This is a genomic window from Amycolatopsis sp. NPDC043889 (assembly GCF_056435645.1).
Map to the genome: position 1 here is coordinate 73,978 of NZ_JBWKEC010000030.1, position 25,743 is coordinate 99,720.

Here is a 25,743-nt window from a genome sequence, read left to right on the forward strand (position 1 = left end):
GCCGGCAGGAGGCTCAGCCGGCCCAGGAAACTTCGAGGGGAAGAGTCCGGAACCCGATGGCCTTGCGCACGTCCTCGGGTCGCACGCGGCCGTCCAGTGAGAACGAGTCCCACCGCTCGAGCACCGCGCGCAGGGCGATGCGCTGCTCGAGCCGGGCCAATGGGGCACCGACGCAGAAGTGGATACCCCGCCCGAATCCCAGATGGCGGTTGGGTTCGCGCCGCGGATCGAAGCGATCCGCTTGCGCGAACTGGCGTTCGTCCCGGTTCGCGGAGGCGATCCAGACGAGCAGTACCTCACCCGCCGGGATGGCCTGGCCGCCGAGGGTGACTTCGCGGGTGGTCCGGCGCGGGGTCGCGGGCAGCTGCCCCCGGAAGCGCAGGACCTCCTCGACGGCGGCAGGGATCAGGCCAGGCTGGCACCGCAGTGCCGCAGCGAGGTCCGGCCGGGTGGCCAGCAGGTGCACGGCGTTGCCGAGCACCAGTGTGGTGGTGATGTGCCCGGCTACCAGCAGGAAGCCGCAGACGCCCAGCACTTCCTCGTCGGCAAGCCGGGTACCGGCCACCTCGACGGCGGCGAGCTTGCTGATCAGGTCGCCGCCCGGATGCCGCCGCCGGTAACGGATGTGGTCGAGGAAATAGGCGTTCATCTCGCCGATCAGCGGTTCGACCGAGCGCAACATCTCCTCGGTCGGCACCACCACCGGTTTGTCCCCGCGGCCCTGGAAGAACAGCGCGTCGGCCCAGGCGCGGAAGCGGTACCGATCGGCCAGCGGGATGTTCATCAGCTCGGCGATCACGATCAGCGGCAGTGGGTAGGCCAGATCGCGGACCAGCTCCACCCGGCGCCGCCCGGCCATCGAGTCGAGCAGCTCGTGCGCGATGGCGGTGATGCGGGGCGCGAGACCGGCGATCATCCGGGGCGTGAGCGCGGTCCTGACCAGTGACCGCAGTTTCGTGTGTTCCGGCGGGTCGAAGCCGTTGAACGCGCCGCGCGCGACGATCGCGAACTGCTCCGGCTGCCGGACAGCCGAGCGCAGGTCCGACGAGAACGTCTCGTGGTCGCCGATGACGCGCACCGCGTCGTCGTAGCGGAACACGTGCCAGTTCCCCAGCTCCGCGTCGTAATGCACCGGCTTCGAGTCCCGCATCCGTGTCCACCAGCGCACCAGGGAGGCGTAGTCGCTGCGCTGGTCGGCCAGTCCCAGTCCTGCGGTCATCCGGTCACCCCGGCCTTCTCGTCGTCACCGGCACGGCCGGGATCGGCGGCCATGATGCCGAAGATCTCATCATGCAGTCCACTGAGGACAGTCCGGTCACCCGGATCGCGGCGGTCGATCAGGCCCAGCTCCGTCGTCCGGACGGTCAGGTCTTCCAGCGTTTCCAACCGGTAATGGTCGAGGAAGGCGCGGACGGCGGGTGAGTAGCGCTCACGGTGTAACGCCGCGGACGGGGCCACGGGTACCGCCAGCCGCGGGTGGTCGGTGAGCTCACCGACCACGCCGCGGAGTACGCGCATGGTCTCCTCGTAGGTGGCCCAGGCAGGCGTCCGGTAGTCCGTCAGCTTGCCGCGGTCCAGCACCCGGCGGCATTGCCGGGCGAGGTCGGCCGGGTCGACGGCGGCGAAGTCGAACGGGCTGGTCCGGCCGGTATCCCCGTGCTGGACCGCGGCCAGTGCGCCGTTGTGCTCGCCGACGAAGTACGGGAAGCCGTCCCAGCGCGGCAGCACCGCGGGCAGTCCGCAGGCCATCGCCTCCAGCGGCGCTTTCCCGTAGGTCTCGAAGATGCTGGTGGCACCGGAGACGTAGAGGTCCGCCGCGTTGTACAGGCTCACCGTCTCCTCCCGCGAGAGACGCTGGAACAGCACCACGTGCTCGAGCTGTACGGCGAGCTGGTTGTACAGCACCGCGTCGATGTGTGTCACCGACATCGTCAGCAATGCGTCCGGCACGCTCCGGCGCAGCAGGTGGTACGCCTCGAGCAGGGCGCCGATTCCCTTGTCGGTCATGAACCGGCCGGTATAGAGCAGGATCGGCCGGTCCGGTGGCAGCCCGAACCGGGCCCTGGCCGCCGTACGGTCTCCCGGCCGGTAGATGTCGCGGATGCCGAACGTGCAGATGTTGCGGGCGGGGATCCCGGCGACCTGCTCGTAGGCGGCCGCGGCATTGGTCGAGCCGCACAGGACCAGGTCGCCGTGATGCGCGGTCTCGGCGACCAGCATCAGGTGGCACAGGATATTGAGCGGGTACGGATTCGTGTGCGGGATGATCAGCGCCGGGCACGAGTGGCCGTCCCGCCTCATCAGGTACAGCAAAGGCAGCGCCTCGGTGTACTCCGCCACGACCATGTCCACGGTGGACAGATCGCAGGCCTCGCGCAGTCTGGTGTACACCTGCTCGAAGAACTTGAAGTCGTGTCTGGCCGCCGGCAGCTGCTCGATCCGGAACATCAGCAGTTCCGTGTCCTGACAGAAGATACTGACGTCGTCAGGCGCGTCGGTCAGCGCCAGTACCCGCTTCATCGTCGTCATCCCGTCCCACCCGCGCCGTCAGGCCGGCAGGCTCTCGAAGTACATCTGCCGAGTACCGAGTTCCGGCCAGCGATCGCGTGCTTCCTTGGCGGACGCGATCACCCGGCGGATACCCTCCTCGACTGTGACCGACGGGTGGAAACCGAGGAGGTTCTCGGCCTTGCGCGTGTCCGCCCACAGCCGCTCCGCGTAGATCGCGATGGGCGTCGGTACGTAGCGGGGCGTGAGGTCCATGCCCAGTTCGGCGCCGATCAGGTCGAGGGTGCGATTGAACGTCGTTTCCAGCCCGGTCCCGACGTTGAACTCGTCGGTCTTGAGGTCGCCTTCCAGCGCGAGCTGAAAGGCGCGGCCGGCGTCGGTGACGTAGATGAAATCGCGGGTCTGCTGCCCGTTCCCCCAGAGGACGGGCGTTTGCCCGCTGAGCGCGGCCCAGACGAACAGCGAGATGACGTTCGCGTAGCCGCCCTTGCTGAACTCGTCGTGCCCGTAGACGCTGAACGGGCGCAGCCCGACCGCGGTGATGCCGTAGCGGTCGGAGTACTGCCGGGCCGCCTCTTCGTTCCACTTCTTCGAAAGCGCTTTCAGATCCGGCGGGGCAAGGGTCATCTCCTCGGTGTAGGGCACCGGGTTTCCCTCGTACACCGCGCTCGTGCTGGCGTACACCAGTTTGCCGACCTCGTTGCGGCGCACGGCCTCCAGGATGTTGAGGAAGCCTTGTGTGGTGACCGACGCGCCGTCGGTGGGGTCTTCCTCGTACATCAGGAAGGAGGACGGCGCGGCGAGGTGGATGACCCCGTCCATACCCTTGGTCAGCTTCGCCACCAGGGAATAGTCGCGGGAGTCGCCTTCGACCCAATTGACCTCGTTGCGGATCTCGTCGTCGACGAACTCCTTCCCGCCGATCTTGTAGTTGTCCAGCGCCGTGATGGTGTACCCGTCACGGACCATCCCGGCAATCATGTTGCGTCCAATGAATCCGGCGCCGCCGGTGACGAGGACGTCCTTGTAGGAAGCCATATCGATCCTCGGGGGAACTCACTGTGAGAGCCGGTGTCCAGCCCCCCAGGGTGACACCGGCGAGAATTTACCTTCTCCATGGAAGCAGACCACGAAAGGCGGGGGAATCCGCTGATCGAGTGGACGATCATCGATTGGAAAGTGCTTGCTTGTTTTTCCTTTCGTAGCACAAATCGGTAGTTTTGTTTCTGCGGCAAGGCGGAATCCGTAGCGCGGATACGCCGATCGCCAGGCCCGCGGACCGGTGTGTCGGAACCCGTTTGGTGGAAACGGATCCGCCTGCTGACGACAGAGGGCGACGAAGTCGGGCACCGGCGGCCGATTGATCGACACCAAATCCGCGTGTTAGAAATGCTGAGGCGCGATCCACCGGAAGCGAGGATTGGGGGGCTGACGGCCATTTTTGCGCCCACCGCCTTTCGTCCATAAAGGAATTCCGCGCTCGCGCCACTGCCGGGCGCCTTCGTTCCCGTCCGCCTGACGGGAAACCATTCCCGCACTCCTCGTGCCGGGGCTGGCGGCCGGGAGCCGATTCGATTCAGTGAAAGGAGGAACAATGGAGATGAACTGGGTGTCCGACCGGGCGAACTGGGTCTCGGACCGGGCGAACTGGGTCTCGGACCGGGCGAACTGGGTCTCGGACCGGGCGAACTGGGTCTCGGACCGGGCGAACTGGGTCTCGGACCGCAGTGAGTGGGTTTCGGACCGGGCGCTGTGCGCGTCGGCCGGTGTCTACGAGCTGGTCTCGGTCTAGCCGACCAGGCCGGCGCGGCCGGTCACAGCGCATGATCGGCCGCGTCGGCCGTACCTGGGGGCAGGTGGCGCCCCGCATCGAAAACCGCGAAAGGTGCCCCGTTGATAGTTCTGGCTGTGCTGCTCGTGCTCGTCGCGGCGTTCGCCCATGCGGGCTGGAACGTGATCGCGAAGAGAATGGGCATGTCGGGTTCGCTGTTCGTTTTCTCCTATATGGCCGTGGGCAGTGTGCTGATACTGCCGCTGGGGATCGGTGCCCTCATCCTCGGCGGTCCGGTCGACCTCGGGCACTGGGCGCTGTCGGCCGTGGTCGGCACCTGCCTGCAGCTCAGCTACTACCTGCTGCTGCAACGCGCCTACCGTACATCGGATCTGTCAGTGGTCTACCCGCTGTCCAGTGGCGCGGCACCGGTATTCGCGATCGCCGCGGCCGTGCTGCTGCTCGGCGAGCGGCCGAGCCCGCTGGCCCTGCTCGGCGCGGCCACGGTGATCGGCGGGGTCCTGGTCATCACCGTGGACCGGTCGCCCGGCCCGATCGGCCGCGCCGCGAGGGTGTCCGCGGCCGGGTTCGGGGTGCTGATCGGTCTTGCCAACGCGCTGGCGACATTGTGGGACAAGAACGTCGTCAGCGGCTTCGGTCTTTCACCGCTGCTCGTCTTCTGGGGCGTGTCGGTCGGGGAGGTGCTTGTCCTGGCTCCGGTCGCGCTCGCGCGCACCCGGGCACTGCGAGAGCTCTGGTCGGCGCACCGGCGCGAAATCGTGGTGGTCGGCACGCTGGTGCCGACCGCGTATGTCCTCGTGCTCTTCGCGATCCGGTGGGCACCGGTCAGCGTAATCGCTCCAGTGAAGGAGTTGAGCATCGTGACCGCGGTCATCTTCGGCTGGTACTTCCTCGGGGAAGGCCATGTTCGCCGCCGGGTCACCGGCGCGCTGGTTGTGATGGGTGGTGTGGCCATGCTGACCTTCGCTTGAGGCCCGACCCGCTCACGGTTGCGAAAGGAACAAGCCCATGAACACGTCGTCACCCGACACAGCGATGCGGCAGACCTTCGACACGGTGGCAGGGGCCTACGACCAGAACGGCGTCGAGTACTTCCGCCCGATCGCCGCACGGCTCGTCGAGCTGGCCGCGCTCAGTGCCGGTGAGTACGTCCTGGACATCGGCTGCGGCCGTGGCGCGGCGCTGTTCGCGGCGGCCGATGCGGTCGGCCCCTCCGGGCAGGTCGTCGGGATTGACGTCTCTCCGGCCATGGTCGCGAAGACGGCGGCGAATCTGCGAAGCAGACACGCCACCGGAGCGGTCGTCGCGGTCATGGATGGCGCCGCTCCCGGCTTCGGACCCGGCTACTTCGACGCCGTCATCGGCAGCAACAGTGTGCACATGGTGCCGCACCTGGAATCCGCCTACGGCCGGTACCGGACCCTCTTGGCTCCCGGCGGACGCCTGGCGGTCTGTGCGCCGGCGTCAGTACTCGAACCCGAGCCCCGAGTGTTCGGGCTGCGGTCCATCGCGGCGGCCGCAGCCAGGTTCTCTGTCTCGGCCCGCGTCTACCCGCAAGAGGAAGCTTTCGGTGGCGCGGAAAAGGCGACCGCGGACCTCCGGCGCGCCGGTTTCTCCGATGTCGCCGTCCACGTCGAGGACGTCCTCCTGCGGGCGGACTCACCGGATCAGCTCGTCAGTTGGACCTGGACGCACGGTATGCGGATGATGTGGGACACGATGCCCGCGGAGCACCACGAGACGGTCGCACAAGAGATCGCGGCCGAAGCAGCCGAGTTCGTGACGGAATCTGGCGTCCTCGAAATCCCGTCACCCGTGCGGTACTTCGTCGCCCGTTGCTGATCGCCGTACTCGAACGTCCTTTAGGTCCACCACGTCCATCGGCCCTGATCATGCGAAAGCAGGCTCTGGTTCTGACAAACAAGGCGCGTTGACGGCTGCGGGGTGGCCGGCATCGCGGTTTCCCCTCCGGCCCGTTCACTGAGTCAAACGTCCGCTCATGCCGCGGGTCGTGTGTTCCCGCCACTGTCTGCTCATGCCGTCGAGCGTGTAACTGAACTATTAAAGGAATGTGGTGTCGCCGAAGCCCATGTCGCGCATCCTCTCGGGCGAGGAGACAACCATGATCTCGTCACCTCCGACGAACACGCGCTGCCACTCCGGCGGCTGTGGGATGGCAGCGACAAACCACACTGCTCCGTGGCGAACTCGAGACGCACAGCCGTCCAGTCGCTCCCAATGAGCGGCGGTCTCGCGAATCGGCGTCCGCAGGTATCGGTCCCACGGACTCCTGGAACCGCCATCGGTCCCGTCGGACTCAGCCGTTTTCACGCAAGGATACCCAGCCGATCATGGCTTCGGGGTCGTTGAAGGCCGACGGCAGATCCTCGGAACCTGAGCGTGGGGGAAGAACTTTGGTCAGTATCGACAGCCCGAAACCACGGGTCGCGCGCAGCACGAGGGCGACCTGCCCAGGCACGCGGATCAACGCCGAGTGGACCAAACCCCGCCCGCGTAGCAGATCGGTGGCCGAAAGCGTGCCCCGCTCCCGGCCACTTCCGCCGGTCCGACGGGACACGAGCGCATCACTGGGCCGTTCTTCGAGGTGTCACCTTCCGCGGGCGCGGCGAAGATTGGCGCGTACGGCCCGGGTTTCGGGGTGGCCGGGCCCCAGTATCCGCTTGTAGGCGGCAAGGGTGGCTTTGTACAGCGGGATCGCTTGCCGGAGATCCCCCGCCGATTCGTAGGCGCCGGCGAGGTTGTGTCGAGAGGACAGAGTGTGCGGGTGACTGGGACCGAGTACCCGTTCGCGGGCGGCGAGAGTGGCCTCGTGCAAAGGGATCGCCCGCCCGAGGTCTCCTGCCAGCCAGCAGGCGTAGGCGAGGTTGTTGCGGGAGATCAGAGTGTCGGGGTGGTCCGGGCCCAGCACCCGCTCACAGTCGGCGAGGGTCGCTTCATACAGCGGGATCGCCTGCTCGAGTTTTCCCGCCATCTCGTAAGCGGCGGCGAGATTGTTGCGGGAGGTCAGAGTACTGGGGTGGTCGGGGCCCAGTAGGCGCTCGCGGTCGGCGAGGTTGGCCTCGTACAGCGGGATCGCCTTCCTGAGATTCCCCGCCATCTCGTAGGCGCCCGCCAGATTGTTACGGGACGTCAACGTCCTGGGGTGGTCGGGGCCCAGGACCCGTTCACAGTCGGCGAGGGTCGCTTCGCACAGCGGGATCGCTTGCCCGGGATCACCTGCTGACCGGTAGGCGCCGGCGAGATTGTTGCGGGAGGTCAGGGTGTCCGGGTGGTCGAGGCCCAGCACCCGTTCGCGATCGGCCAGAGCGGCCTTGTACAGCCGGATCGCTTGCCGGAGATCCCCCGCCGATTCGTAGGCGCCGGCGAGATTGTTGCGGGAGGTCAGGGTGTCCGGATGGTCGAGGCCCAGCACTCGCTCGCGATCGGCGAGGGTGCCTATATGCAGCGAGATCGCGTATTCGAGATTCCCCGCCGACCGGTAGGCGTAGGCGAGGTTGTTGCGGGAGGTCAGGGTGTCCGGATGGTCGAGGCCCAGCACCCGTTCGCGATCGGCCAGAGCGGCCTCGTACAGCCGGATCGCCTGTCGGAGATCCCCTGCCGACTCGTAGGCGGCGGCGAGGTTGTTGCGGGAGGTCAGAGTGCCGGGGTGGTCAGGACCCAGCACCCGCACACAGTCTATGAGGCAACGGTCCAAGTATCCCGTCGCCATCGCCACTGCTCCCTGGTTCCCCAGAAATCGCCCCAACTGGCCGAGGACGAAGATGGTGTCGCCGGTGTCGTCCTCAGGGGCGGTGTTGCCGATGAGTGATTGAGCGTGGGGCACCAGGACCCGCAGCCCTGGCCAGTCTTGGGGCGCCTCGGGATTCAGCGGTCGGAGTGCCCGGCTCAGAGCGCTGGTGGCGTGGTCGCGTGCGTATGCGACGTCGACCGGGCTGCGATGGAGGTCATCGGGGTCGGGGGTGCGGGTGACCGCCTGCACGAGCCTGTGCACGCTGATCACTGCACCGTTGCGGGTGATCATGGCGTAGGCGGCCAGGCGTCCCAACGCCTTGGTCACGGCGAGCTCGTCATCGATCTCGTTCAGCAGCGTGGTGGGAATGTCGTCGGGGGCGTACCAGGCCAGCACTCGCAACACCTTGCCCGCCAACGGAGTGTCGGCGAGCCGATCAAGGGTGACGCGCCAGATCCGGGCCATGGTCCGCTGCGTGTTCCCGCCCTCGGCGGTTTCGCCGTACATGGTGGCCGGGTATCGGCCGAGCAGGTCGAGGTATTCGCCGGCCGTGGAACCGGTTTCGGCCATGAAGGCGCCGGCCTGCTCGATGGCCAGCGGCAGAAATCCCAGTTCGGCACACAAGGTGTCCGTGCCGTCGGTGCCGGCGGCGGGGTCGTGGTGGGTCAGGATCCGGGTGAGCAGTTCGTGCGCCTGGCCGGGTTCCAGGACGTCGAGCGAGAGCGGCGTGGTGGCGATGTCGTGCCAGCCGGTGGTGCGCCGGCTGGTGATCAGCACCTGGCCCCCGGGCAGGCGAGCCAGCAGCGTCGCCGCGTCATTCGGTCCAGGAAGGTTGTCCAGGATCAGCAACCAGCCGCTGTGGGTGGCCAGCCAGCGCAGGCCGTGCTCGGTCTGCTGCTCCAGCGGCAGAGTTCCCACTGCGGGTTGCAGCGCGACCGCCAGGCGCGCCAAGCCGGTCTCGATGGACGTGGGGGCGTCGGCGGTGATCCACCACACCAGTGAGTGGCCGGCGCGGTGCGTGTCGGCGTAGTGCGCGGCCAGCGTGCTTTTGCCGATCCCGCCCAAGCCGTGCACCGCGGTCACCACCACCGATCCCGACGAGGACGCCGTGATCGCCTCCCGCAGCCGCTGCAGGTCCCCGCCACGGCCGACGAACATCGCGGACCGTTTCGGCAGGTTGACCAGACCGGCCGGTGTGTCGATCTGCTCCATCGGCGTGACGACCGCGGGTACGTGGACGTGCTGCGCATAGGTGTTGTGCTGGACATTGTGGTTTCCCACCTGCACGCCTTGGCCGCCGCGGATCTCGTACGCGGCGGCCGGTTCTCCGTCGGAACCGTAGGGGTTCGAGGGCATCGGCGACGGTGTCAGCCGAAGGTGTTGGTCTGAGTGTTGTGGTCGCCGACCTGCACGCCTTTGTTGCCGTGCATCAGCACCCGGTACTTTCCCTCCTGGGTTCCGGCGGGATCGGTCAGCTCCAGGACCTTGAGCGCCGCCGCCACAAGCTCGTCATCCGCCCCCGCGTCCGCCGCGGCCAAGGCCGCGGTGAGTTCGCGTCGCCGCGCGGCCCCGTCCTCGATCGGCGTGATCGCGTCGGACTCGACCGCCTCCACCACCTCGGGCGGCACGGAATCGCCACGGCGCAACGTGCGGAGGGCCAGCGTCTTCACCCCCGAATAAGCGTCCTTCACCGCGTTCGACGCCGTCTCACGCGCCCCCACCGCCGCACCCGCGGCCAACGCCGCTACCACCAGCTCGACCGACTCGATCACACCGAACCCCTCACGTCGCCACGACCGTCAACCGTCGATATCGGCCACGACGCTCAGACCGCTACAGCCCCGCCTTCAGGCGCGAACAGTCAACGCACTCCTGCACGGCCGTTATCCGGCGAACACCGGATAGACCGGCTCGCCGCGGACGAGGGTTCTGCCCCTTCGAGACCTCAGCCATGGCACGGGCCGGGCGGGGCGGCGCCCGGCCCGTGCGTGCCGTCAGGCCAGGCGGACCTGGAAGACGGCGACCCGGGCGTCATGCCCGTCCACGCGCATGTCCACAGTCTTGGTGTCGATGAACTGCTCCTGGACGACGCCGTTGCCCGCCAGCCAGTTGATGCGGTCGATACCGGTGCCGAAGCACCGGCGCTCCGCGTCCAGGCTGGTGGCCTTGTAGTAGTTCGGGTTGTTGGTATCCGCGGTCCAGAAGACCAGGCGCCCGACGTTGTGGTGTGCGAGCACGCGACTGGCGTGGATTCTCTTGTGCTCGTTCCACTCGTCGCGCAGGTCGGTGCGCTGGTCGCCGTTGTACGCGTTGGCGATGTAGTGCGAGTTGATCAGCGCGAACTGGAGCGTCGGGTAGCTCTGGTGACGCACCACGACCTCGTTGATCCAGCGCGGCGGGGTCACCCCGCTGATGCCGCCGTGCACATACGTGGTCTTCGCGCTCGCCACCGCCCACGGCTGCGGGATCGAGATCGGGATCCGGAACGACGTGTTGTGCCGCAGGAACGCGTTGTTGTACAGGGGCCCGAAGTAGTGGTCGATCATCGCGGGCTCACCGGTGTCGCCCTCGTTGATCTCCTGCCAGCCGACCAGAGGCCGCACCAGGGGGTCACAGTTGCGGACGGCGTCGATCGCGGCCTCGCGCGCCCCGAGGTTGTCGCGGCCGATGTTGGCGGTGACGATCGGCAGCCGGATCCATCCCGTCGCGGCGGAAGCCGTGTCGGCACCGGCGGCCAGGACGCCGAGCGCGGCACCACCACCGAGAGCGAGCGCCTTGCGTCTGTTGAGCATTCCGGACACAGCAGATTCCCTTCTCGCGCTGTCACAGCGGGACACAGCCCGTCAAAGTGTCACAGAATGCGGTGCGGTTGTGACCCCCGCGCGCCAAAACTGCCGCTTGCCGGTCAGTGCTTCGGGTGGAGGCGGGCCGCCGCCGTGACCTCGATCCGTCCAGTCGGTCAGCGCGCCACCCGGTCGCCGATCCAGCGTTCCAGGACGACAAGGCGCTCGTCCCGCGGAGGGCAGGGTGCCGGTGGCGGCCGGGACACTGCGTAGGTGGGCCAGGGTCTCGCTGGCGGGTAGCTCGTCGAGCACCTCGTGGGTGAGCGGGCGGTCATCCCGGCCAAGTGCGGCGAGTAGCGCGCTGACGTTGGGGCGTGCGAGCCAGCCCATGGCAGTGTCGGGCCGTTCGACGTGGGTGATCGCGTGGTGCGGTGCCGCGAGCTCGGCGCGGTCGCCGAGGAGGCTGCGTACTCGCTGGCCGAGGGTGCAACGCAGGCAAGGACTCAGGCTCAACTGCCACGTCTGTTGGCAGGTCGGGCAGCGGCCCCAGAAGCTCGGGTCGGATTGACGCATCTCGCGCACAGCGGTGCTACGGTGCCGTGATCGTTCAGCGGCGAAGGTGCTTGTCTGCTTGCGCGCGATCACCCGCTGCCTGCCCATGACGCGGCGGCAGCCGCCTGAGTGGGTCTTCACACGCCGTCCACCAGGCGGTGGCAGCGGGTCGGCGGGCTCCGCCAATGGTAGGAATGCCTGGTGACCGAACCGAATTTGATCGAAGCAGCCGCCGAAGAGGCAGTCACCCTCACCAGTGAACTGATCCGCATCGACACCACCAACACGGGTGACCCCGACACGCTGGTCGGTGAACGCGCCGCGGCGGAGTACGTCGCCGAGAAGCTCACCGACGCGGGCTACGAGATCACCTATGTCGAGTCCGGGGGCAAGGACCGCCATAACGTGATCGTCCGGCTGCCGGGCGCCGACCCGTCGCGCGGCGCGCTCCTGATCCACGGTCATCTCGACGCCGTCCCCGCCGACGCCTCGGAGTGGTCGGTGCACCCGTTCTCCGGTGCGATCCAGGACGACTACGTCTGGGGCCGCGGCGCGGTGGACATGAAGGACATGTGCGGCATGGCGCTCGCGCTGGCCCGGCACTACAAGATCAACGGCATCGTCCCGCCGCGTGACCTCGTCTTCGCCTTCCTGGCCGACGAAGAGGCGGGCGGCAAGTACGGCGCCCAGTGGCTGGTCGAGAACCGGCCCGAGCTGTTCGAAGGCGTCACCGAGGCGATCAGCGAGGTCGGCGGCTTCTCGATCACGCTGAAGGACAACGTCCGCGCGTACCTCATCGAGACGGCCGAAAAGGGCATCCGCTGGATGAAGCTGCGGGTGCGCGGCACCGCCGGTCACGGCTCGATGATCCACCGCGACAACGCCGTCACCAAGCTGTCCGAGGCCGTCGCCAGGCTCGGCAACCACCGCTTCCCGCTGGTCATGACCGACTCCGTCCGCGAGTTCCTGGACGGCGTCACCGAGATCACCGGCTGGGACTTCCCCGAGGACGACATCGAAGGTTCCGTCGCCAAACTCGGCAACATCTCCCGGATGATCGGCGCGACCCTGCGCGACACGGCGAACCCGACGATGCTCACCGCGGGCTACAAGTCGAACGTCATCCCGTCCGTCGCGGAGGCTTCGGTCGACTGCCGGATCCTTCCTGGCAGGCTCGAGGCGTTCAACGCCGAACTGGAGGAGATCCTCGGCCCGGACATCGAGAAGGAGTGGATGGAGCTGCCGCCGGTCGAGACGACCTTCGACGGTGCCCTGGTCGACGCGATGACCAACGCGGTCCTCGCCGAGGACCCGGGCGCCCGCACACTCCCGTACATGCTCTCCGGGGGCACCGACGCGAAGTCGTTCCAGTCGCTCGGGATCCGCAACTTCGGCTTCGCCCCGCTGCAGCTGCCCGCGGACCTAGACTTCTCCGCGCTGTTCCACGGGGTCGACGAGCGTGTCCCGGTCGACGCGCTGAAGTTCGGCGTGCGCGTACTCGACCGCTTCCTCCGCTCTGCCTGATGCCCGGTCTGCTGGCCGCCGACGGGACACCCCTGCACTTCGAGCGCTGGGGTGATCCGTCGGCGCCGGTGACCGTGGTGCTCCTCCACGGGTACGCCCTCGACAGGCGCAGCTGGCGTGCCATCGCGCCGGTGCTCGCCGAGGCGTCCGAGGAACCTCTCGCCGTGGTGGCCTACGACCAGCGCGGCCACGGAGAATCCGGTGAGGTCCGGGCGTCGTCGGCGACCATGGGGAAGCTCGCCGACGATCTGGCCGAGGTGCTGGACAAGGTGGTCCCCGGCGGCAAGGTGGTCCTGGTCGGCCATGACATGGGTGGGCTCGCGATCCTGTCGCTCGCCCAGCGCCACCCGGACGTCTTCGCGGCGAGGGCGGCCGGGATCGGGTTGCTCGCGATGTCGGCGGGCGGCGTCACCCCGGACGCGATCTGGCCGAACGCGCTCGGGAAGCTCGGCCGTGACCTGGAGATCGTCTTCGGGACGAAACTGATCGGCCTGGTACGGGAGCACACGAGCAAGGCGGTGACCGCCGGGCTGAGGTGGTGGCTCTTCGGCGACGACCCGGTGCCCGCCGACGTCGAACTGACCGTGCGGATGATCCGCGGCAACTGGCCGCAGACGGTGTCCGCCTTCCGCCCCGCACTGGACGCCTACACGCGGGAATCGGCGCTGTCGCAGGTCGGGGCTGTGCCGGTGACGGCGATCGTGGGGGAGCGGGACAAGCTCGTGCCGACGGCGGACGTCGAGGAACTGGCGGGCGCGGTGGAGAACGGGACGGCCGTGGTCCTGCCCGGCGTCGGGCACGTCGTCCCGCTCGAGGCGGCCCCGCAGGTCATTCCCCGCCTGCTCGCGCTGGCGAACCAGGCCCGCCGACAAGCCGAACTGTCTTGACAAAATCTGTTTTCGGTGGCACGTTCTTGGCATGTTCTCCGTTGCGGTGATCGAGGACGCGGAAGCGGCCGAAGTGTCGCTGGATCCGGTCCGGGCCCGGCTGCTCGCCGAACTCGCCGAACCGGCGTCGGCCACGATGCTGGCCGCGCGGGTCGATCTGCCGAGACAGAAAGTGAACTACCACCTTCGCGCGCTGGAGAAGCACGGGCTCGTGGAGTTGGTCGAGGAACGGCGGAAGGGCAACGTCACCGAGCGCATGATGCGCGCGACGGCGTCGTCGTACGTCATCTCGCCGACGGCGCTCTCAGCCGTGCAACCAGATCCGGCCCAGTCGCCGGACCGCCTGTCCGCACGCTGGCTGCTGGCCGTGGCCGGCAGGCTGGTGCGCGACGTCGGCCTGCTGATCACCGGAGCGACCAAGGCACGCAAACGGGTCGCGACCTTCGCGATCGACGGCGAGGTGCGGTTCTCCTCCGCAGCGGACAGGGCCGCGTTCGCCGAAGAGCTCACCGTCGCGATCACGAACCTGGTGAGCAAGTACCACGACGAAGGCGCCGAACAGGGCCGCGATCACCGGATCGTCGTCGCCGTCCACCCGAGCGTCCGCACCGAGCCCGAGGAGCGCTGAATGGGCCACGAATTCGAGATCACCGACCGCGTCGAGATCGACGCGACGCCGGAACAGGTCTGGGACGCCATCGCGACCGGGCCGGGGATCACGTCATGGTTCATGGGACGCAACGAGGTCGACGGCGGCGTCGGCGGCACTGTGAAGACCGCTTTCGGCGGCTTTGAACCCACCTCGGCGATCACGGCGTGGGACCCGCTGGAACGCCTGGTCTACGGCACGGAACCCGCGCCGGACGGACGCTTCGTCGCCTACGAGTTCCTCATCGAGGGCCGGTCCGGCGGCAGCACCGTGCTGCGGACCGTGACAAGCGGCTTCCTGCCTGGCGACGACTGGGAAGACGAGTTCGAGGCTATGACCGCGGGCGGCGAGCTGTTCCTCCGCACCCTCGTCGAGTACCTCAACCGTTTCGCCGGCCGGAAAGCGGTGCCGGTGACCGTATTCGGGCCGATGATCGCGGACTGGGACAGCGCTTGGCCGACGCTGGGCCGGGAACTCGGCCTCGCCGGGCGGCCGCGGACGGGGGACCGGGTCCGCCTGTCCACCGGCCCGGTGTCCACTGTGGACGGCGAGGTCTATTTCGCGAACGCGCAGACGGTCGGGATCCGGACCGCGGACGCGCTACTGAGGTTCGTCCGCGGCTTCGCCGGGCCGATGTGCGCGATGCATCACCTGTTCGGCGACGTCGACTCCGCGGAACAGGACGCGCTCTGGGCCGAGTGGCTCGGCCGGGTGTTCAAGTGATGAGGCCGGGCAGGGGTGTGGCGGTGCGCTTGCGGCGCAACCACACCCTCCTGGTCCCATCGGAGTAGAGCCGGACGGTCGACAGTTCCCAGCCCGCGAACTCGGCGTGGATCGACAGCTGCGTCGCCGCCGCCCGCCGGGAAACACCGGGCGGAAGCTGCAACCGCCGGTACTCCCAATCCCCTTCGACCACCGCCTCGTCCACGACTGTCATGGCGTGATCACCTGGATCCCTTCTCCGATGGCCGAGCCGACGACCACACGGCCGCCCTGCTCGTCGACGGTGACCGAATCTGGCTGCCGCACGGTGGGGAACCGGTGTTTCTCGATCGGTTCTCCACCGCGGACGTCGAAACCGACTACCTCGTTGCGTTCGGTGAGCGTGACCCAGACGAGGCCACGGGTGCGGTCGTAGGCGATGCCGTACGCCCCGCCCGGCACGGGATAGCGCTGGCGCAGCAGCAACGGCGTCGTGGAGAACGCCAGCAGCGCGCCCGCCCGCGCGTCGGTGACGAAGACGCGTCCCAGATCGTCGGTGACGGCGTTGGCCGCGCCGTCGCCCGCCCGCAGGCCCTCGCCGATCTTGCCCTCGTCGAGGTCGACGGCGAACAGGGCGGTGCGGAGCTTGTCGAGCACGACCACGCCGTCACCGGTGTTCAGCACGTCGTCGGCGCTGTAGATCTGGCCGGTGATGGTCTTCGGTCCCGCGTTCTTCGACAGCACCTCGACGGCCTTGCGGTCCCGCACCGAGACCAGCGTCGCTTCACCGTCGGCGAGACCGGCCGACGGCTGCCCCGCGACCGGGACCGTCTCCAGCGCGCCACCGGGCAGCGAGACCTTCGCCAGCATGCTCTTGCCAGGGACGCTGGCGAGCACCTGGGAACCGGAGACGGTGAGCCGCTCGGCGGGACCCGGCAAGGCCACGGTCGTCTTAGGGGAGTCCAGGGCGGCGAGATCATAGATACGCAGCGACGGCGGCTCCGAAACCGCGGCGACCAGCGTCTTGCTCGCCTCGTCGGTCACCAGCGCCTTCACACCCGGCACCGCGAACACCGACCCCGCGGGCTTGACCGTCACCGCGGGGGAGACCGCCGCGGTGGCCGCGACGGGGTTCTGCACGATCTGCAAGGAGTCGTTCGGCGTGTCGTCCGTACTACAGGACGAGAGCACCAGGACACCGGCGAGCGGGATCGCGATCCGGGAAACGGCGGACAGCCGACCCACCTTGGTGCCTCCACCTGCTACTCGTCGAACGGACTTGTCCAGCATCCTCCTGGAACTCCACCACGTCACGTCAGCGTCACCCAACAGTCACCTAATCCAGTATTCGAGACGGCTCAGAGGCCGCGTTCCGGGTATCCGACCTCGATCGCGCTGACGTCGTCGAGCGCCGAGCGGATGGCGGGCGGGAGCGTGATCTCCTCGGCCGTCAGCGAACCGGTCAGCTGACCGGTGTCACGGGCTCCGACCACGGGCGCGACCACTCCGGGCCGGTCGCGGACCCACGCCAGCGCGACCGCCAGCGGCGAGGTGCCGAGGCCGTCCGCGGCCGTCGCGACCGCCTGCACGATCCGGGCCGCGCGATCGGTCCGGTGATGTTCGACATAGCCCGCGAAAACACTCGAAGCGCCGCGCGAATCGGCGGGGGTCCCGCTGCGGTATTTGCCGGTGAGCACGCCCCGGCCGAGCGGCGCCCACGGCAGGAGCCCGATGCCGTGGTGCTCCGCCGCGGGGACGACTTCGCGATCGACCCCGCGCTCCAGCAGCGAGTACTCGACCTGCGTCGAGACCAGCGGAGCGGCGGCGGAGCCGCGGGCCGCGGCGGTCGCCAGCTGCCAGCCCGAGTAGTTGGAGACACCAACGTAGCGGACCTTGCCGCTGGTCACGGCGTACTCGAGGGCGCCGAGGGTCTCGTCGACCGGTACGGTGGTGTCCCACGCGTGCAGCTGCCACAGGTCGATGTGGTCGGTGCCGAGCCGTCGCAGCGAGCCGTCGAGCGCGCTCAAGAGGGCGCCGCGTGAGGCACCGCCACCGAACGGGCCGTCGGTACGGCGGGCCACGGCCTTGGTCGCGAGCACGATGTCGTCCCGGGGGACGAGATCGCCGAGCAACGCCCCGAGGACGCGTTCGCTCTCGCCCTCGCCGTAGATGTCGGCGGTGTCGACCAGGGTGCCCCCGGCGTCGACGAACGCGACCAGCTGGCTGGCCGCCTCCTCCGAGTCGGTGTCGCCACCCCACGTCATGGTCCCGAGGGCCATCCGCGAGACCCGAAGTCCCGACCGGCCGAGCTGTCGCTTTTCCACGACGGGCGAGCCTAGCCGGAAGGCAAGTGCTGGACGCGGAGCAGGTGAGCGTGTCGTGATCGAGTACCACCGTGCGGGTCATCGGCTGTCAACACCCTGAACGGAGGAGTGACACTCCGATGGATACATTCACGCCGTGCGACTCGGACTGAACTTGGGCTATTGGGGCGCGGGAAACGACGCGGCCAACCTGGCATTGGCGAAGAAGGCGGACGAACTGGACTACGCGGTCGTCTGGGCCGCGGAGGCCTACGGTTCGGACGCGCCGACGGTGCTCTCATGGGTGGCGGCGCAGACCTCACGGATCGACGTGGGCAGCGCGGTGTTGCAGATCCCGGCGCGGACACCGGCGATGACCGCGATGACCGCCGCGACCCTGGACACGCTTTCCGGCGGCCGGTTCCGTCTCGGCCTCGGTGTTTCCGGCCCGCAGGTCTCCGAGGGCTGGCACGGCGTGAAGTTCGCGTCGCCGCTGGGCCGCACCCGCGAATACGTCGAGATCGTCCGCAAGGCGCTGAGCCGCGAGCGGGTCCGGTACGACGGCGACCACTTCCAGCTGCCCCTGCCCGGCGGGCCCGGCAAGGCGCTGACCCTGACCGTGCACCCCGTTCGCGACGAGATTCCGGTGTACCTGGCCGCCATCGGCCCGAAGAACCTCGAACTGACCGGCGAGATCGCGGACGGCTGGCTGCCGGTGTTCTATTCGCCCGAGCACGCCGGTGAGCAGCTGAAACTGATCCAGGCCGGCGCGGACAAGGCCGGACGCACCCTCGACGGCTTCGACGTCGTCCCCACCGTCCCGCTCGTTGTCGGTGACGACTGGAAGGCCTGCGCCGACGCTGTCCGCGGGTACGCGGCGCTGTACATCGGCGGGATGGGCAGCCGGGAGAAGAACTTCTACAACCAGCTCGCCTGCCGGATGGGCTTCGAGCGCGAAGCCGCCGACGTCCAGCAGAAGTACCTGGGCAGGGACTACGAGGGCGCCATGGCCGCCGTCCCGCTGGAGTTCATCGACGCGACGTCGCTGCTGGGGCCGAAGGAGCGCATCGCCGAACGGATGCAGGCCTTCGCCGGATCCGGCGTCACGACGCTGACCGTCGCGCCCGCCATGCCGGACCCGGAGGGCTCCGCACGCGCCCTCGAGATCGCGGCCGAAGCCATCGAAACGGCCGGTGTCGCCTGATGGGATGGTTCGAAGCGCTGGTCCTGGGTCTCGTCCAGGGCCTGACCGAGTTCCTGCCGATCTCCTCCAGCGCGCACCTGCGGATCACCGCGGCGCTCGCCGGCTGGGACGACCCGGGCGCCGCGTTCACCGCGGTGACCCAGATCGGTACCGAACTCGCGGTCATCCTGTACTTCTCGGCCAAGATCGGGAAGATCCTCCGCGCCTGGTTCTTTTCGATCTACAAGAAGGACTGGCGCCAGGACCCCGACGCCCGGCTGGGCTGGCTGATCATCGTCGGCTCGATGCCGATCGTGGTGCTGGGCCTGCTGCTGCAGGACGCCATCGACGAAACCTTCCGTGACCTGCGGATCACCGCGACGACACTGATCGTGTTCGGCCTGATCCTCCTGGTGGCCGACCGCATCGGGAAGCAGCAGCGGACCCTCGACCACCTGACCGTGCCGCACGGCCTCGGTTTCGGGTTCGCCCAGGCGCTGGCGCTGATCCCGGGTGTCTCGCGTTCCGGCGGCACCACCAGCGCCGGTCTGCTGCTCGGCTACACCCGCGCGGAGGCCGCGGAGTACTCGTTCCTGCTGGCGCTGCCGGCGGTGTTCGGCTCGGGGCTGTACAAGCTGACCGACATCGGCAAGGACGGCGCCCCGGCGCAGTGGGGGCCGACGATCCTGGCGACGCTGGTCGCGTTCGGCGTCGGGTACGCCGTCATCGCCTGGCTGATGTCCTACATCAAGACCAAGAGCTTCGTGCCGTTCGTGATCTACCGGCTCGTACTCGGTGTCCTGCTGTTCGTGCTGATCTTCACCGGTGTCCTGGACCCCGGCGCGGGCCCGCACCTGTAGATCCTCACGCATTTAGTCCTCTGGATGCGGTCCTTGCACGCGCAAGGACCGCATCCAGAGGACGAATCGCGTAGCCGGGCAAAGCACGACACGTAGGGTGGGCCACGTGAGTACTGTGATCCTTCTGCGCCACGGCAAGTCCACGGCGAACGGTTCGGGCGTCCTGGCCGGGCGCACGCCCAAGGTCGGCCTTGACGACACCGGCCGGGCGCAGGCCGCCGCGCTCGTCGAGCGCCTGGCGCCGGTCCCGCTCGCCGAGCTGGTGGTCTCGCCGATGCTCCGCTGCCGCCAGACGGTCGCGAAGCTGGCCGAGGCACGCGGTCTGGACAAGCTCAAAGAGCCCGGTTTGTCCGAAGTGGACTACGGCGAATGGACCGGGCGCGCGCTCAAGGATCTGTTCAAGGAACCCCTGTGGCGCGTCGTGCAGGCGCATCCCTCGGCCGCGGTCTTCCCTGGCGGGGAAGGGCTCGCCGAGATGCAGGCGCGGGCGGTCGCCGCCGTTCGCGCGCACGACGCGAGGATCACCGCGAAGCACGGCGAAAACGCGGTGTGGCTCTTATGCAGCCATGGCGATGTGATCAAGGCGATCCTCGCCGACGCGCTCGGCCAGCATCTCGATTCCTTCCAGCGGATCGTGGTCGATCCGGCGTCGGTTTCGGTCGTCCGGTACACCGAGACTCGTCCGTTCGTGTTGCGCGTCAACGACAACGGCGGCGACCTGGCCGGCGTCGCCCCACCCGAACCGAAGGCCAAAGCCAAGCGCGGCAAGGGAAAACGCAGCTCCGACGCGGTGGTGGGCGGTACCACCGGAGCGTGACCACCGCCATCGGTGGCGTCACCGCCACGGACGGCATCCACCGGCCCCTCGCTGCCCGTAAGGTGGCCAGACCAGCAGATTCGACGACCCGGGAGCAACACCGATGATTTCGCAGGACAACCCGTTCGCCGCGCCGAGTGAGCTGCCCTACGCCCTTCCTCCGTTCGACCGGATCGCCGACGAGCACTTCCTTCCCGCCTTCGAAGCGGGCCTGGCCGAGCACGCCGCCGAGATCGAGGAAATCGCCGGCTCGGCCGAGCCGCCGACCTTCGAGAACACCATCGTCGCGCTCGAGAAATCCGGCAGGCTGCTGTCCCGCGTCTCCAGCGTGTTCTTCAACCTCGCCGGGTCGAACGCGAACGACGAGATCCAGCGCGTGCAGGCCGAGATGGCACCGCGACTGGCCGCGCACGCCGACGCCATCAACCTGAACCCGGCGCTGTTCGCCCGGATCGACTCGCTGTTCGAGCGCAGGGACGAACTCGGCCTCGACGCCGAATCGCTACGCCTGCTGGAGCGTCACCACACCGACGTGCGCCGCGCCGGCGCCGGTCTTCCCGAAGCCGACCAGAAGCGTCTGCGCGAGTTGAACGAGCAGATTTCGACGCTGTCGACCCGGTTCCAGCAGAACCTGCTCAAGGACACCAACGAACTGGCCGTGGTCGTCGACGACGTCGCGGAACTCGCGGGTCTCGGCGAGGACGAGATCGCCACGGCCGCCGAAACCGCCGGCGAGGAGGGCAAGTACGTCCTCAAGCTGACCCTGCCGACGGCGCAGGCCGCGCTGGCTTCGTTGGAAGACCGCGCGCTGCGCGAGCGGATCTTCACCGCATCGGTTTCCCGTGGCAACCGGGGCAACGAGTTCGACAACAACGAGGTCGTGGCCCAGCTGGTCCGGTTGCGTGCGGAAAGGGCCGCCGTGCTCGGCTTCCCCGACCACGCTTCGTACGTCATCGAGGACGAGACCGCGAAGACCGCTCAGGCCGCTGTCGGTCTCCTGGAACGGCTCGCGCCCGTTGCGGTCGCCAACGCCAAGGCGGAGGCCGAAGAACTGCAGCGCTACCTCGAAGCCGACATCCCCGGCGCGATCCTGCGGCCGTGGGACTGGGCGTTCTATGCCGAACGCGTCCGCAAGGACCGGTTCGAGGTCGACACCGCCGCGCTGCGCCCGTATTTCGAGCTGAACCGGGTGCTGACCGACGGCGTGTTCTTCGCCGCGTCCAAGCTGTACGGCCTGAGCTTCACCGAGCGGAAAGACCTGCCGAAGTATCACGCCGAGGTCCGAATCTTCGAGGTCTTCGACGCCGACGGCACGGAACTCGGCCTGTTCCTGCTCGACTACTACGCCCGCGACTCGAAGCGCGGCGGCGCCTGGATGAACAACTTCGTCGACCAGACGAGGCTGCTGGGCACGAAGACGGTCGTGGTGAACGTGCTCAACGTCGCCAAGCCACCGGCGGGGGAGCCGACCCTGCTGACCTTCGACGAGGTCGTCACCGCGTTCCACGAGTTCGGGCACGCGCTGCACTCGCTGCTTTCCGATGTCGAGTACCCGATGTTCTCGGGCACCAACGTCCCGCGTGACTTCGTCGAGTACCCCTCGCAGGTCAACGAGATGTGGATGCTCTGGCCCGAGGTGCTGGCCAACTACGCCAAGCACCACGTGACCGGTGAGCCGCTGCCGCAGGAGCAGATCGACAAGCTCCTGGCGTCGCAGCAGTACGGCGAAGGCTTCTCGACCACCGAGTACCTCGCGGCATCCCTCCTCGACCAGGCGTGGCACGCGCTGGGCACCGAGGACAACGTCGAGGACGTCCAGCGGTTCGAGGCCGAGGCGCTGACCAAGGCCGGTGTCGCGCTGGAAGCCGTGCCGCCGCGCTACCGCACCACGTACTTCGCGCACATCTTCAGTGGCGGCTACAGCGCCGGGTACTACTCCTACATCTGGAGCGAGGTCCTCGACGCCGACACCGTCCAGTGGTTCCGTGAGAACGGCGGGCTCAGCAGGGAGAACGGCGACCACTTCCGCCGCGAGCTCCTCGGGCGGGGCGGCAGTGTCGACCCGATGGCGGCCTTCCGCGCGTTCCGTGGCCGCGATCCGGAGATCGAGCCGCTGTTGAAGCGCCGCGGCCTCGCGGGCGCCTGACCTCCCGACGGTTCCCCGCCCGGACACCCCCAGTGTCCAGGCGGGGAACCGCGCTCAGGCGGCCAGCTCGGCGACGGCAGCGGCCACGTCGTCCACTTCCCGTTCGGTGTTGTAGTAATGCGGGCTCAGCCGCAGGCACCACTCGACGTCTTTGTCTCCGAAGTCGAACTGCGCGAACTCCCGGTAGCTCAGCGCCGAATTGATCCGGCGGGCGTCCATCGCCTCCTTGAAGGGCACCGCTTCCCAGCCCTTGATGGAGAACGTCACCAGCGCGCCCAACTCCGGGCCCCGGTCGAGCACTTCGACGCCCGGGATGGCGCTGAGCCCGCCCCGCAGTCTCGCCGCGAGCGCGGGCGTGCGCCGTGAGATCGCCTCTAGACCGACCTCACGGGCATACCTAGCGGCGGCGGCGCAGCCGAGCACGGTGGCGTACGGGAATTCCCATTCTTCGAACCGGGAAGCCGACTTCGCCGGTTCGTACGCGCCGGGCGCGCTCCAGCGGGCTCCGTGCATGTCGATGAACAACGGCTCGTGCCCGGCGTCGAGGAACCGGTCGGAGACGAACAGGAACCCCGAACCGCGCGGACCACGCAGGAATTTGCGGCACGTCGAAGTGAGCAGGTCGGCTCCGATCTCCTCGACGTCGACGGGGTACTGGCCGATCGACTGGCAGGCGTCGACCAGGTAGAGCAGGCCGAGCTCCCGGCAGTGCCGCCCGATCTCGGCGATCGGCTGGACGAGGCCCGAGTTGGTCGGAATGTGCGTTGCGGCGACCAGCTTCGGCTTCCTCGAGCGCATCAGGGTGGCCATGGCCTCCACGTCGACACCGCCCTCCCGCGAGTCCGGTGCGTGCACGACCTCGACTCCGAACCGCTTCCGCAGCGACAGGAACGCGATCTGGTTGGAGATGAAGTCGTTGCGGGTGGTGAGCACGACGTCGCCGGGCTCGAAGCGGATCGAGGAAAGCGCGGTGGAGTAGGCGTGGGTGGCGCTCGCCGCGAAGGCGATGTTGCGGGGCCTCGCGTTGATCAGGGCCGCGATCTCGTCGTAGAAGCCGGTGACCTCGCTCGCGCGCGCCGCGGCGGCCTCGTACCCGCCGGTCTCGGCTTCGAGATTCAGGTGATCGAGCATCGCGGCCAGTACCGGCTTCGCCAGGAGCCCGCAGCCCGCGTTGTTGAAGTGGACGACCTTCTCGCTGCCCGGGGTATCGGCTCGCAGGGCCGGGACGTCCAGTAGTGATCTCACCAGAATCTCAGTAGCACTATCATGTTGCTTCATGTCGGATAGTAGCACTTCCGCGCTCGTCGCCCAGTTGCGTTCGCTCATCCGCACTGCGGCCGCAGGGGAGAGGCTGCCCAGTAGCCGGGAGCTGATCGAGCGCTACCGGGTCGGCCCGGGAACGGTCTCTCGCGCGATCGCCCTGCTGGCCGCCGAGGGCACGGTCGTGACCCGCCCCGGGAGCGGAACCTACGTGGCGCCGAAGGCGACGACGGTGGGCGAACCGCTCGACACGGCGTGGCAGACGGTCGCGCTGACCGATCGCAGCGTCGACACCAGATCCCTCACCGGCGCCCTCGGCCCGCCACCGGAGGGCGCCATCCTCCTCGACGGCGGCTATCCGCACCGGTCACTGCAGGCGACTCGCTTCCTGAGTGCGGCGCTGGCGCGGGCGGGCCGCCGTCCGGACGCCTGGGACCGCGCGCCGGCCGCCGGTCTGCCCGCGCTGAGGTCGGTGTTCGCGGGGCCGGCCGGTGCTTCGCCGGACGACGTCCTGATCACCGCGGGCGGGCAGAGTGGGCTGTCCATGGCGTTCCGGGCGATCGCGGCGCCCGGAAGCCCGGTCCTCGTCGAATCGCCGACGTATCCGGGAGCGCTCGCCGCCGCCCGGGCGGCGGGACTCCGGCCGGTGCCGGTGCCGATCGACGACGACGGAGTCCGCCCGGATCTGCTGGCCGAGGCGTTCGCGATGACCGGCGCCCGGCTCTTCTGCTGCCAGCCCACCTTCCACAACCCGACCGGGACGGTGCTCGCGGCCGAACGGCGCACGCGGGTGCTGGACGTCGCCAGGGCGGCGGGCGCGTTCGTCCTGGAGGACGACTTCGCCCGGTATCTCTCCCATGGGGTGACCGCACCGCGTCCGCTGATCACCGACGACCGGGACGGCACGGTCGTCCATCTGACATCGGTGACCAAGGCCGCCGCGCCGAGTCTTCGGATCGGCGCGGTGATCGCGCGAGGGCCGGTCCTCGACCGGATGAAGGCGATCCGGCAGGTCGACGACTTCTTCGTCTCCCGTCCACTGCAGGAGGCCGCCCTCGAACTGCTCAGCGCGCCGTCCTGGGAACGTCACGTGCGGAAACTGGGCTCCGAACTACGGCAGCGGTGCGGAAAGGCGGCCGCGGCGCTGGCAGGGGAGCGTCCTGAGTGGACTGTCGCGCGGCTGCCCGAGGGCGGACTCCACCTGTGGGTGCGGCTACCGGCGGGGAGTGACGCGAACGCGGTCGCCCGCGCGGCGAGGGAGCGGGGAGTCGTGGTCGGGGCGGGGGACCGGTTCTTCGCCGCCGAACCAGCCGGACCGTTCCTCCGGCTCGGCTTCGCCGCCGCGGCCGACGTCGCCGAACTCGCCGAAGGCATCAGGCGATTAGGTTAAATGTATAACGACCTATACGGCGTGGCTCAGGCCAAAACCACGTCAAGCACAGATAAACCCCACCGCCAAGGACGACACCCGCGGCCATCCCGGCCGTGACCTCGGCTTTGGTGTGATCTCCGAGTTCGACGCGGGACCAGCAGACCCAGGCGACGCCGACGAAGACCAGTGCGAGCCAGGGGCCGTAGACACGGATCAGCATCACGGCCGCACCCGCCGCCACCATCGCATGCATCGAGATCTTGAACTCGAGCCCGAAGGTGATCGCGAGCGCGGCGACCAGGCAGACGAGCTCGGCGGCCGCGAGCGCGATCATCTCGTGCGGGGCACCGCCGACGATCAAGACGGCGAAGCCGGCGGTCAGCGAGCCGATGCAGACCGCGAACGGGACGAGCCGTCCGGCGCGATCGGTGACATGGTGGCTGTCCCACTTGCCCTTCCGGGCGCCGCGCACGATCACGGCCATCGGGATCAGCGAGCCGGTGACGCCGACGACGAGACCCCAGAGCACCGTCTCGCCGACGTGATATCCGGTGACCTTCGCCATCGACGACGGGTCCTCGAAACCCGCGCCGCCGCGCGATCCCGACGGCACCCTGCCCTCGAACGGGACCGTGCCTTCGGGCGGGAGCGCGG

24 protein-coding genes are annotated in these 25,743 nt (G+C 68.6%); 12 read left to right on the plus strand and 12 right to left on the minus strand.

The annotated features are described in order from the left end of the window. Positions 1 to 13: 13 nt before the first annotated feature. From AC0685_RS35330 to AC0685_RS35340, 3 genes are read right to left on the minus strand one after another with little or no spacing between them, the layout of a single operon-like run. The gene (locus AC0685_RS35330; RefSeq protein WP_478229462.1) at positions 14 to 1,219 is read right to left on the minus strand and encodes a cytochrome P450; all 1,206 of its coding nucleotides are present in this window, start codon (positions 1,217 to 1,219) and stop codon (positions 14 to 16) included. Continuing rightward, the gene (locus tag AC0685_RS35335) at positions 1,216 to 2,529 is read right to left on the minus strand and encodes a glycosyltransferase family 4 protein (RefSeq protein ID WP_478229463.1); all 1,314 of its coding nucleotides are present in this window, start codon (positions 2,527 to 2,529) and stop codon (positions 1,216 to 1,218) included. Before AC0685_RS35335 ends, AC0685_RS35330 begins: the two co-directional genes overlap by 4 nt. A gap of 18 nt (positions 2,530 to 2,547) precedes the next feature. Beyond that, the gene (locus AC0685_RS35340; RefSeq protein ID WP_478229464.1) at positions 2,548 to 3,546 is read right to left on the minus strand and encodes an NAD-dependent epimerase/dehydratase family protein; all 999 of its coding nucleotides are present in this window, start codon (positions 3,544 to 3,546) and stop codon (positions 2,548 to 2,550) included. A gap of 556 nt (positions 3,547 to 4,102) precedes the next feature. Here AC0685_RS35340 and AC0685_RS35345 point away from each other — a divergent pair. From AC0685_RS35345 to AC0685_RS35355, 3 genes are all read left to right on the plus strand, one after another. Continuing rightward, positions 4,103 to 4,300: a hypothetical protein gene (locus AC0685_RS35345; RefSeq protein WP_478229465.1), complete on the plus strand. Its 198-nt coding sequence runs from the start codon at positions 4,103 to 4,105 to the stop codon at positions 4,298 to 4,300. A gap of 101 nt (positions 4,301 to 4,401) precedes the next feature. Continuing rightward, positions 4,402 to 5,271, plus strand: a complete 870-nt coding sequence (locus AC0685_RS35350; protein WP_478229466.1) for an EamA family transporter — start codon at positions 4,402 to 4,404, stop codon at positions 5,269 to 5,271. 37 nt (positions 5,272 to 5,308) lie between these two features. Continuing rightward, positions 5,309 to 6,142, plus strand: a complete 834-nt coding sequence (locus tag AC0685_RS35355) for a class I SAM-dependent methyltransferase (RefSeq protein ID WP_478229467.1) — start codon at positions 5,309 to 5,311, stop codon at positions 6,140 to 6,142. A gap of 475 nt (positions 6,143 to 6,617) precedes the next feature. Here AC0685_RS35355 and AC0685_RS35360 read toward each other — a convergent pair whose 3' ends face one another. The 4 genes from AC0685_RS35360 to AC0685_RS35375 form a co-directional block, all read right to left on the minus strand. Then, positions 6,618 to 6,758: a hypothetical protein gene (locus AC0685_RS35360; RefSeq protein WP_478229468.1), complete on the minus strand. Its 141-nt coding sequence runs from the start codon at positions 6,756 to 6,758 to the stop codon at positions 6,618 to 6,620. 150 nt (positions 6,759 to 6,908) lie between these two features. Then, positions 6,909 to 9,407, minus strand: coding sequence for a tetratricopeptide repeat protein (locus tag AC0685_RS35365; protein WP_478229469.1), 2,499 nt, complete (start codon positions 9,405 to 9,407; stop codon positions 6,909 to 6,911). An 11-nt stretch (positions 9,408 to 9,418) separates the two neighbouring features. Further along, positions 9,419 to 9,823 (minus strand): hypothetical protein, encoded by a 405-nt coding sequence (locus AC0685_RS35370; protein ID WP_478229470.1) that lies wholly within the window; start codon positions 9,821 to 9,823, stop codon positions 9,419 to 9,421. Between the two features lie 222 nt (positions 9,824 to 10,045). Then, positions 10,046 to 10,843: a hypothetical protein gene (locus AC0685_RS35375; RefSeq protein ID WP_478229471.1), complete on the minus strand. Its 798-nt coding sequence runs from the start codon at positions 10,841 to 10,843 to the stop codon at positions 10,046 to 10,048. A gap of 744 nt (positions 10,844 to 11,587) precedes the next feature. Between AC0685_RS35375 and AC0685_RS35380 the strand changes: the two genes are divergently transcribed. The 4 genes from AC0685_RS35380 to AC0685_RS35395 are packed head-to-tail and all read left to right on the plus strand — an operon-like array spanning position 11,588 to position 15,169. Beyond that, positions 11,588 to 12,910 (plus strand): M20/M25/M40 family metallo-hydrolase, encoded by a 1,323-nt coding sequence (locus tag AC0685_RS35380; protein WP_037338283.1) that lies wholly within the window; start codon positions 11,588 to 11,590, stop codon positions 12,908 to 12,910. Then, complete coding sequence (locus AC0685_RS35385) at positions 12,910 to 13,797, plus strand: alpha/beta fold hydrolase (RefSeq protein WP_478229472.1); 888 nt, start codon at positions 12,910 to 12,912, stop codon at positions 13,795 to 13,797. Before AC0685_RS35380 ends, AC0685_RS35385 begins: the two co-directional genes overlap by 1 nt. A 31-nt stretch (positions 13,798 to 13,828) precedes the next feature. After that, the gene (locus AC0685_RS35390; RefSeq protein ID WP_007029600.1) at positions 13,829 to 14,425 is read left to right on the plus strand and encodes a winged helix-turn-helix domain-containing protein; all 597 of its coding nucleotides are present in this window, start codon (positions 13,829 to 13,831) and stop codon (positions 14,423 to 14,425) included. Next, positions 14,426 to 15,169: an SRPBCC family protein gene (locus tag AC0685_RS35395; protein WP_478229473.1), complete on the plus strand. Its 744-nt coding sequence runs from the start codon at positions 14,426 to 14,428 to the stop codon at positions 15,167 to 15,169. Here the strand turns inward: AC0685_RS35395 and AC0685_RS35400 are convergent. From AC0685_RS35400 to AC0685_RS35410, 3 genes are all read right to left on the minus strand, one after another. Then, positions 15,162 to 15,383: a DUF5703 family protein gene (locus AC0685_RS35400; protein ID WP_016334446.1), complete on the minus strand. Its 222-nt coding sequence runs from the start codon at positions 15,381 to 15,383 to the stop codon at positions 15,162 to 15,164. The genes AC0685_RS35395 and AC0685_RS35400 overlap by 8 nt on opposite strands. Continuing rightward, entirely contained in the window at positions 15,380 to 16,393 is a 1,014-nt protein-coding gene (locus AC0685_RS35405) for a YncE family protein (protein WP_478229474.1), read from the minus strand. The genes AC0685_RS35400 and AC0685_RS35405 overlap by 4 nt, the downstream gene beginning before the upstream one ends. A gap of 113 nt (positions 16,394 to 16,506) precedes the next feature. Continuing rightward, a complete protein-coding gene (locus tag AC0685_RS35410) occupies positions 16,507 to 17,472 on the minus strand; it encodes an aldo/keto reductase (RefSeq protein ID WP_478229475.1) in 966 nt (321 codons plus the stop codon). A gap of 136 nt (positions 17,473 to 17,608) precedes the next feature. Here AC0685_RS35410 and AC0685_RS35415 point away from each other — a divergent pair, with 136 nt between their 5' ends. The 4 genes from AC0685_RS35415 to AC0685_RS35430 all read left to right on the plus strand — a co-directional run bounded on the left by AC0685_RS35415 (position 17,609) and on the right by AC0685_RS35430 (position 22,457). Next, complete coding sequence (locus AC0685_RS35415; RefSeq protein ID WP_340681781.1) at positions 17,609 to 18,655, plus strand: LLM class F420-dependent oxidoreductase; 1,047 nt, start codon at positions 17,609 to 17,611, stop codon at positions 18,653 to 18,655. Continuing rightward, positions 18,655 to 19,494, plus strand: a complete 840-nt coding sequence (locus tag AC0685_RS35420; RefSeq protein ID WP_478229476.1) for an undecaprenyl-diphosphate phosphatase — start codon at positions 18,655 to 18,657, stop codon at positions 19,492 to 19,494. The genes AC0685_RS35415 and AC0685_RS35420 overlap by 1 nt, the downstream gene beginning before the upstream one ends. A 106-nt stretch (positions 19,495 to 19,600) precedes the next feature. Beyond that, positions 19,601 to 20,311, plus strand: a complete 711-nt coding sequence (locus tag AC0685_RS35425; RefSeq protein ID WP_478229477.1) for a histidine phosphatase family protein — start codon at positions 19,601 to 19,603, stop codon at positions 20,309 to 20,311. 103 nt (positions 20,312 to 20,414) lie between these two features. Beyond that, complete coding sequence (locus tag AC0685_RS35430) at positions 20,415 to 22,457, plus strand: M3 family metallopeptidase (protein ID WP_478229478.1); 2,043 nt, start codon at positions 20,415 to 20,417, stop codon at positions 22,455 to 22,457. A 54-nt stretch (positions 22,458 to 22,511) separates the two neighbouring features. Here AC0685_RS35430 and AC0685_RS35435 read toward each other — a convergent pair whose 3' ends face one another. Further along, positions 22,512 to 23,702, minus strand: coding sequence for an aminotransferase class V-fold PLP-dependent enzyme (locus AC0685_RS35435; RefSeq protein WP_478229479.1), 1,191 nt, complete (start codon positions 23,700 to 23,702; stop codon positions 22,512 to 22,514). A gap of 31 nt (positions 23,703 to 23,733) precedes the next feature. Here AC0685_RS35435 and AC0685_RS35440 point away from each other — a divergent pair, with 31 nt between their 5' ends. Then, positions 23,734 to 25,107: an aminotransferase-like domain-containing protein gene (locus AC0685_RS35440; RefSeq protein WP_478229480.1), complete on the plus strand. Its 1,374-nt coding sequence runs from the start codon at positions 23,734 to 23,736 to the stop codon at positions 25,105 to 25,107. Here the strand turns inward: AC0685_RS35440 and AC0685_RS35445 are convergent. Beyond that, the gene (locus AC0685_RS35445; protein ID WP_478229483.1) at positions 25,091 to 25,702 is read right to left on the minus strand and encodes a hypothetical protein; all 612 of its coding nucleotides are present in this window, start codon (positions 25,700 to 25,702) and stop codon (positions 25,091 to 25,093) included. The two genes, AC0685_RS35440 and AC0685_RS35445, sit on opposite strands and share 17 nt — an antisense overlap. Positions 25,703 to 25,743 lie beyond the last annotated feature (41 nt).

What these genes read in the sequence shown, in the direction of transcription:
- AC0685_RS35385 (WP_478229472.1), top strand. Translation starts at nt 12,910, where the DNA reads ATGCCCGGTCTGCTGGCCGCCGACGGGACACCCCTGCACTTCGAGCGC.
- AC0685_RS35440 (WP_478229480.1), top strand. Translation starts at nt 23,734, where the DNA reads ATGTCGGATAGTAGCACTTCCGCGCTCGTCGCCCAGTTGCGTTCGCTC.
- AC0685_RS35390 (WP_007029600.1), top strand. Translation starts at nt 13,829, where the DNA reads ATGTTCTCCGTTGCGGTGATCGAGGACGCGGAAGCGGCCGAAGTGTCG.
- AC0685_RS35430 (WP_478229478.1), top strand. Translation starts at nt 20,415, where the DNA reads ATGATTTCGCAGGACAACCCGTTCGCCGCGCCGAGTGAGCTGCCCTAC.
- AC0685_RS35395 (WP_478229473.1), top strand. Translation starts at nt 14,426, where the DNA reads ATGGGCCACGAATTCGAGATCACCGACCGCGTCGAGATCGACGCGACG.
- AC0685_RS35355 (WP_478229467.1), top strand. Translation starts at nt 5,309, where the DNA reads ATGAACACGTCGTCACCCGACACAGCGATGCGGCAGACCTTCGACACG.
- AC0685_RS35400 (WP_016334446.1), bottom strand. Translation starts at nt 15,383, where the DNA reads ATGACAGTCGTGGACGAGGCGGTGGTCGAAGGGGATTGGGAGTACCGG.
- AC0685_RS35340 (WP_478229464.1), bottom strand. Translation starts at nt 3,546, where the DNA reads ATGGCTTCCTACAAGGACGTCCTCGTCACCGGCGGCGCCGGATTCATT.
- AC0685_RS35330 (WP_478229462.1), bottom strand. Translation starts at nt 1,219, where the DNA reads ATGACCGCAGGACTGGGACTGGCCGACCAGCGCAGCGACTACGCCTCC.
- AC0685_RS35375 (WP_478229471.1), bottom strand. Translation starts at nt 10,843, where the DNA reads ATGCTCAACAGACGCAAGGCGCTCGCTCTCGGTGGTGGTGCCGCGCTC.
- AC0685_RS35335 (WP_478229463.1), bottom strand. Translation starts at nt 2,529, where the DNA reads ATGACGACGATGAAGCGGGTACTGGCGCTGACCGACGCGCCTGACGAC.
- AC0685_RS35345 (WP_478229465.1), top strand. Translation starts at nt 4,103, where the DNA reads ATGGAGATGAACTGGGTGTCCGACCGGGCGAACTGGGTCTCGGACCGG.
- AC0685_RS35365 (WP_478229469.1), bottom strand. Translation starts at nt 9,407, where the DNA reads ATGCCCTCGAACCCCTACGGTTCCGACGGAGAACCGGCCGCCGCGTAC.
- AC0685_RS35420 (WP_478229476.1), top strand. Translation starts at nt 18,655, where the DNA reads ATGGGATGGTTCGAAGCGCTGGTCCTGGGTCTCGTCCAGGGCCTGACC.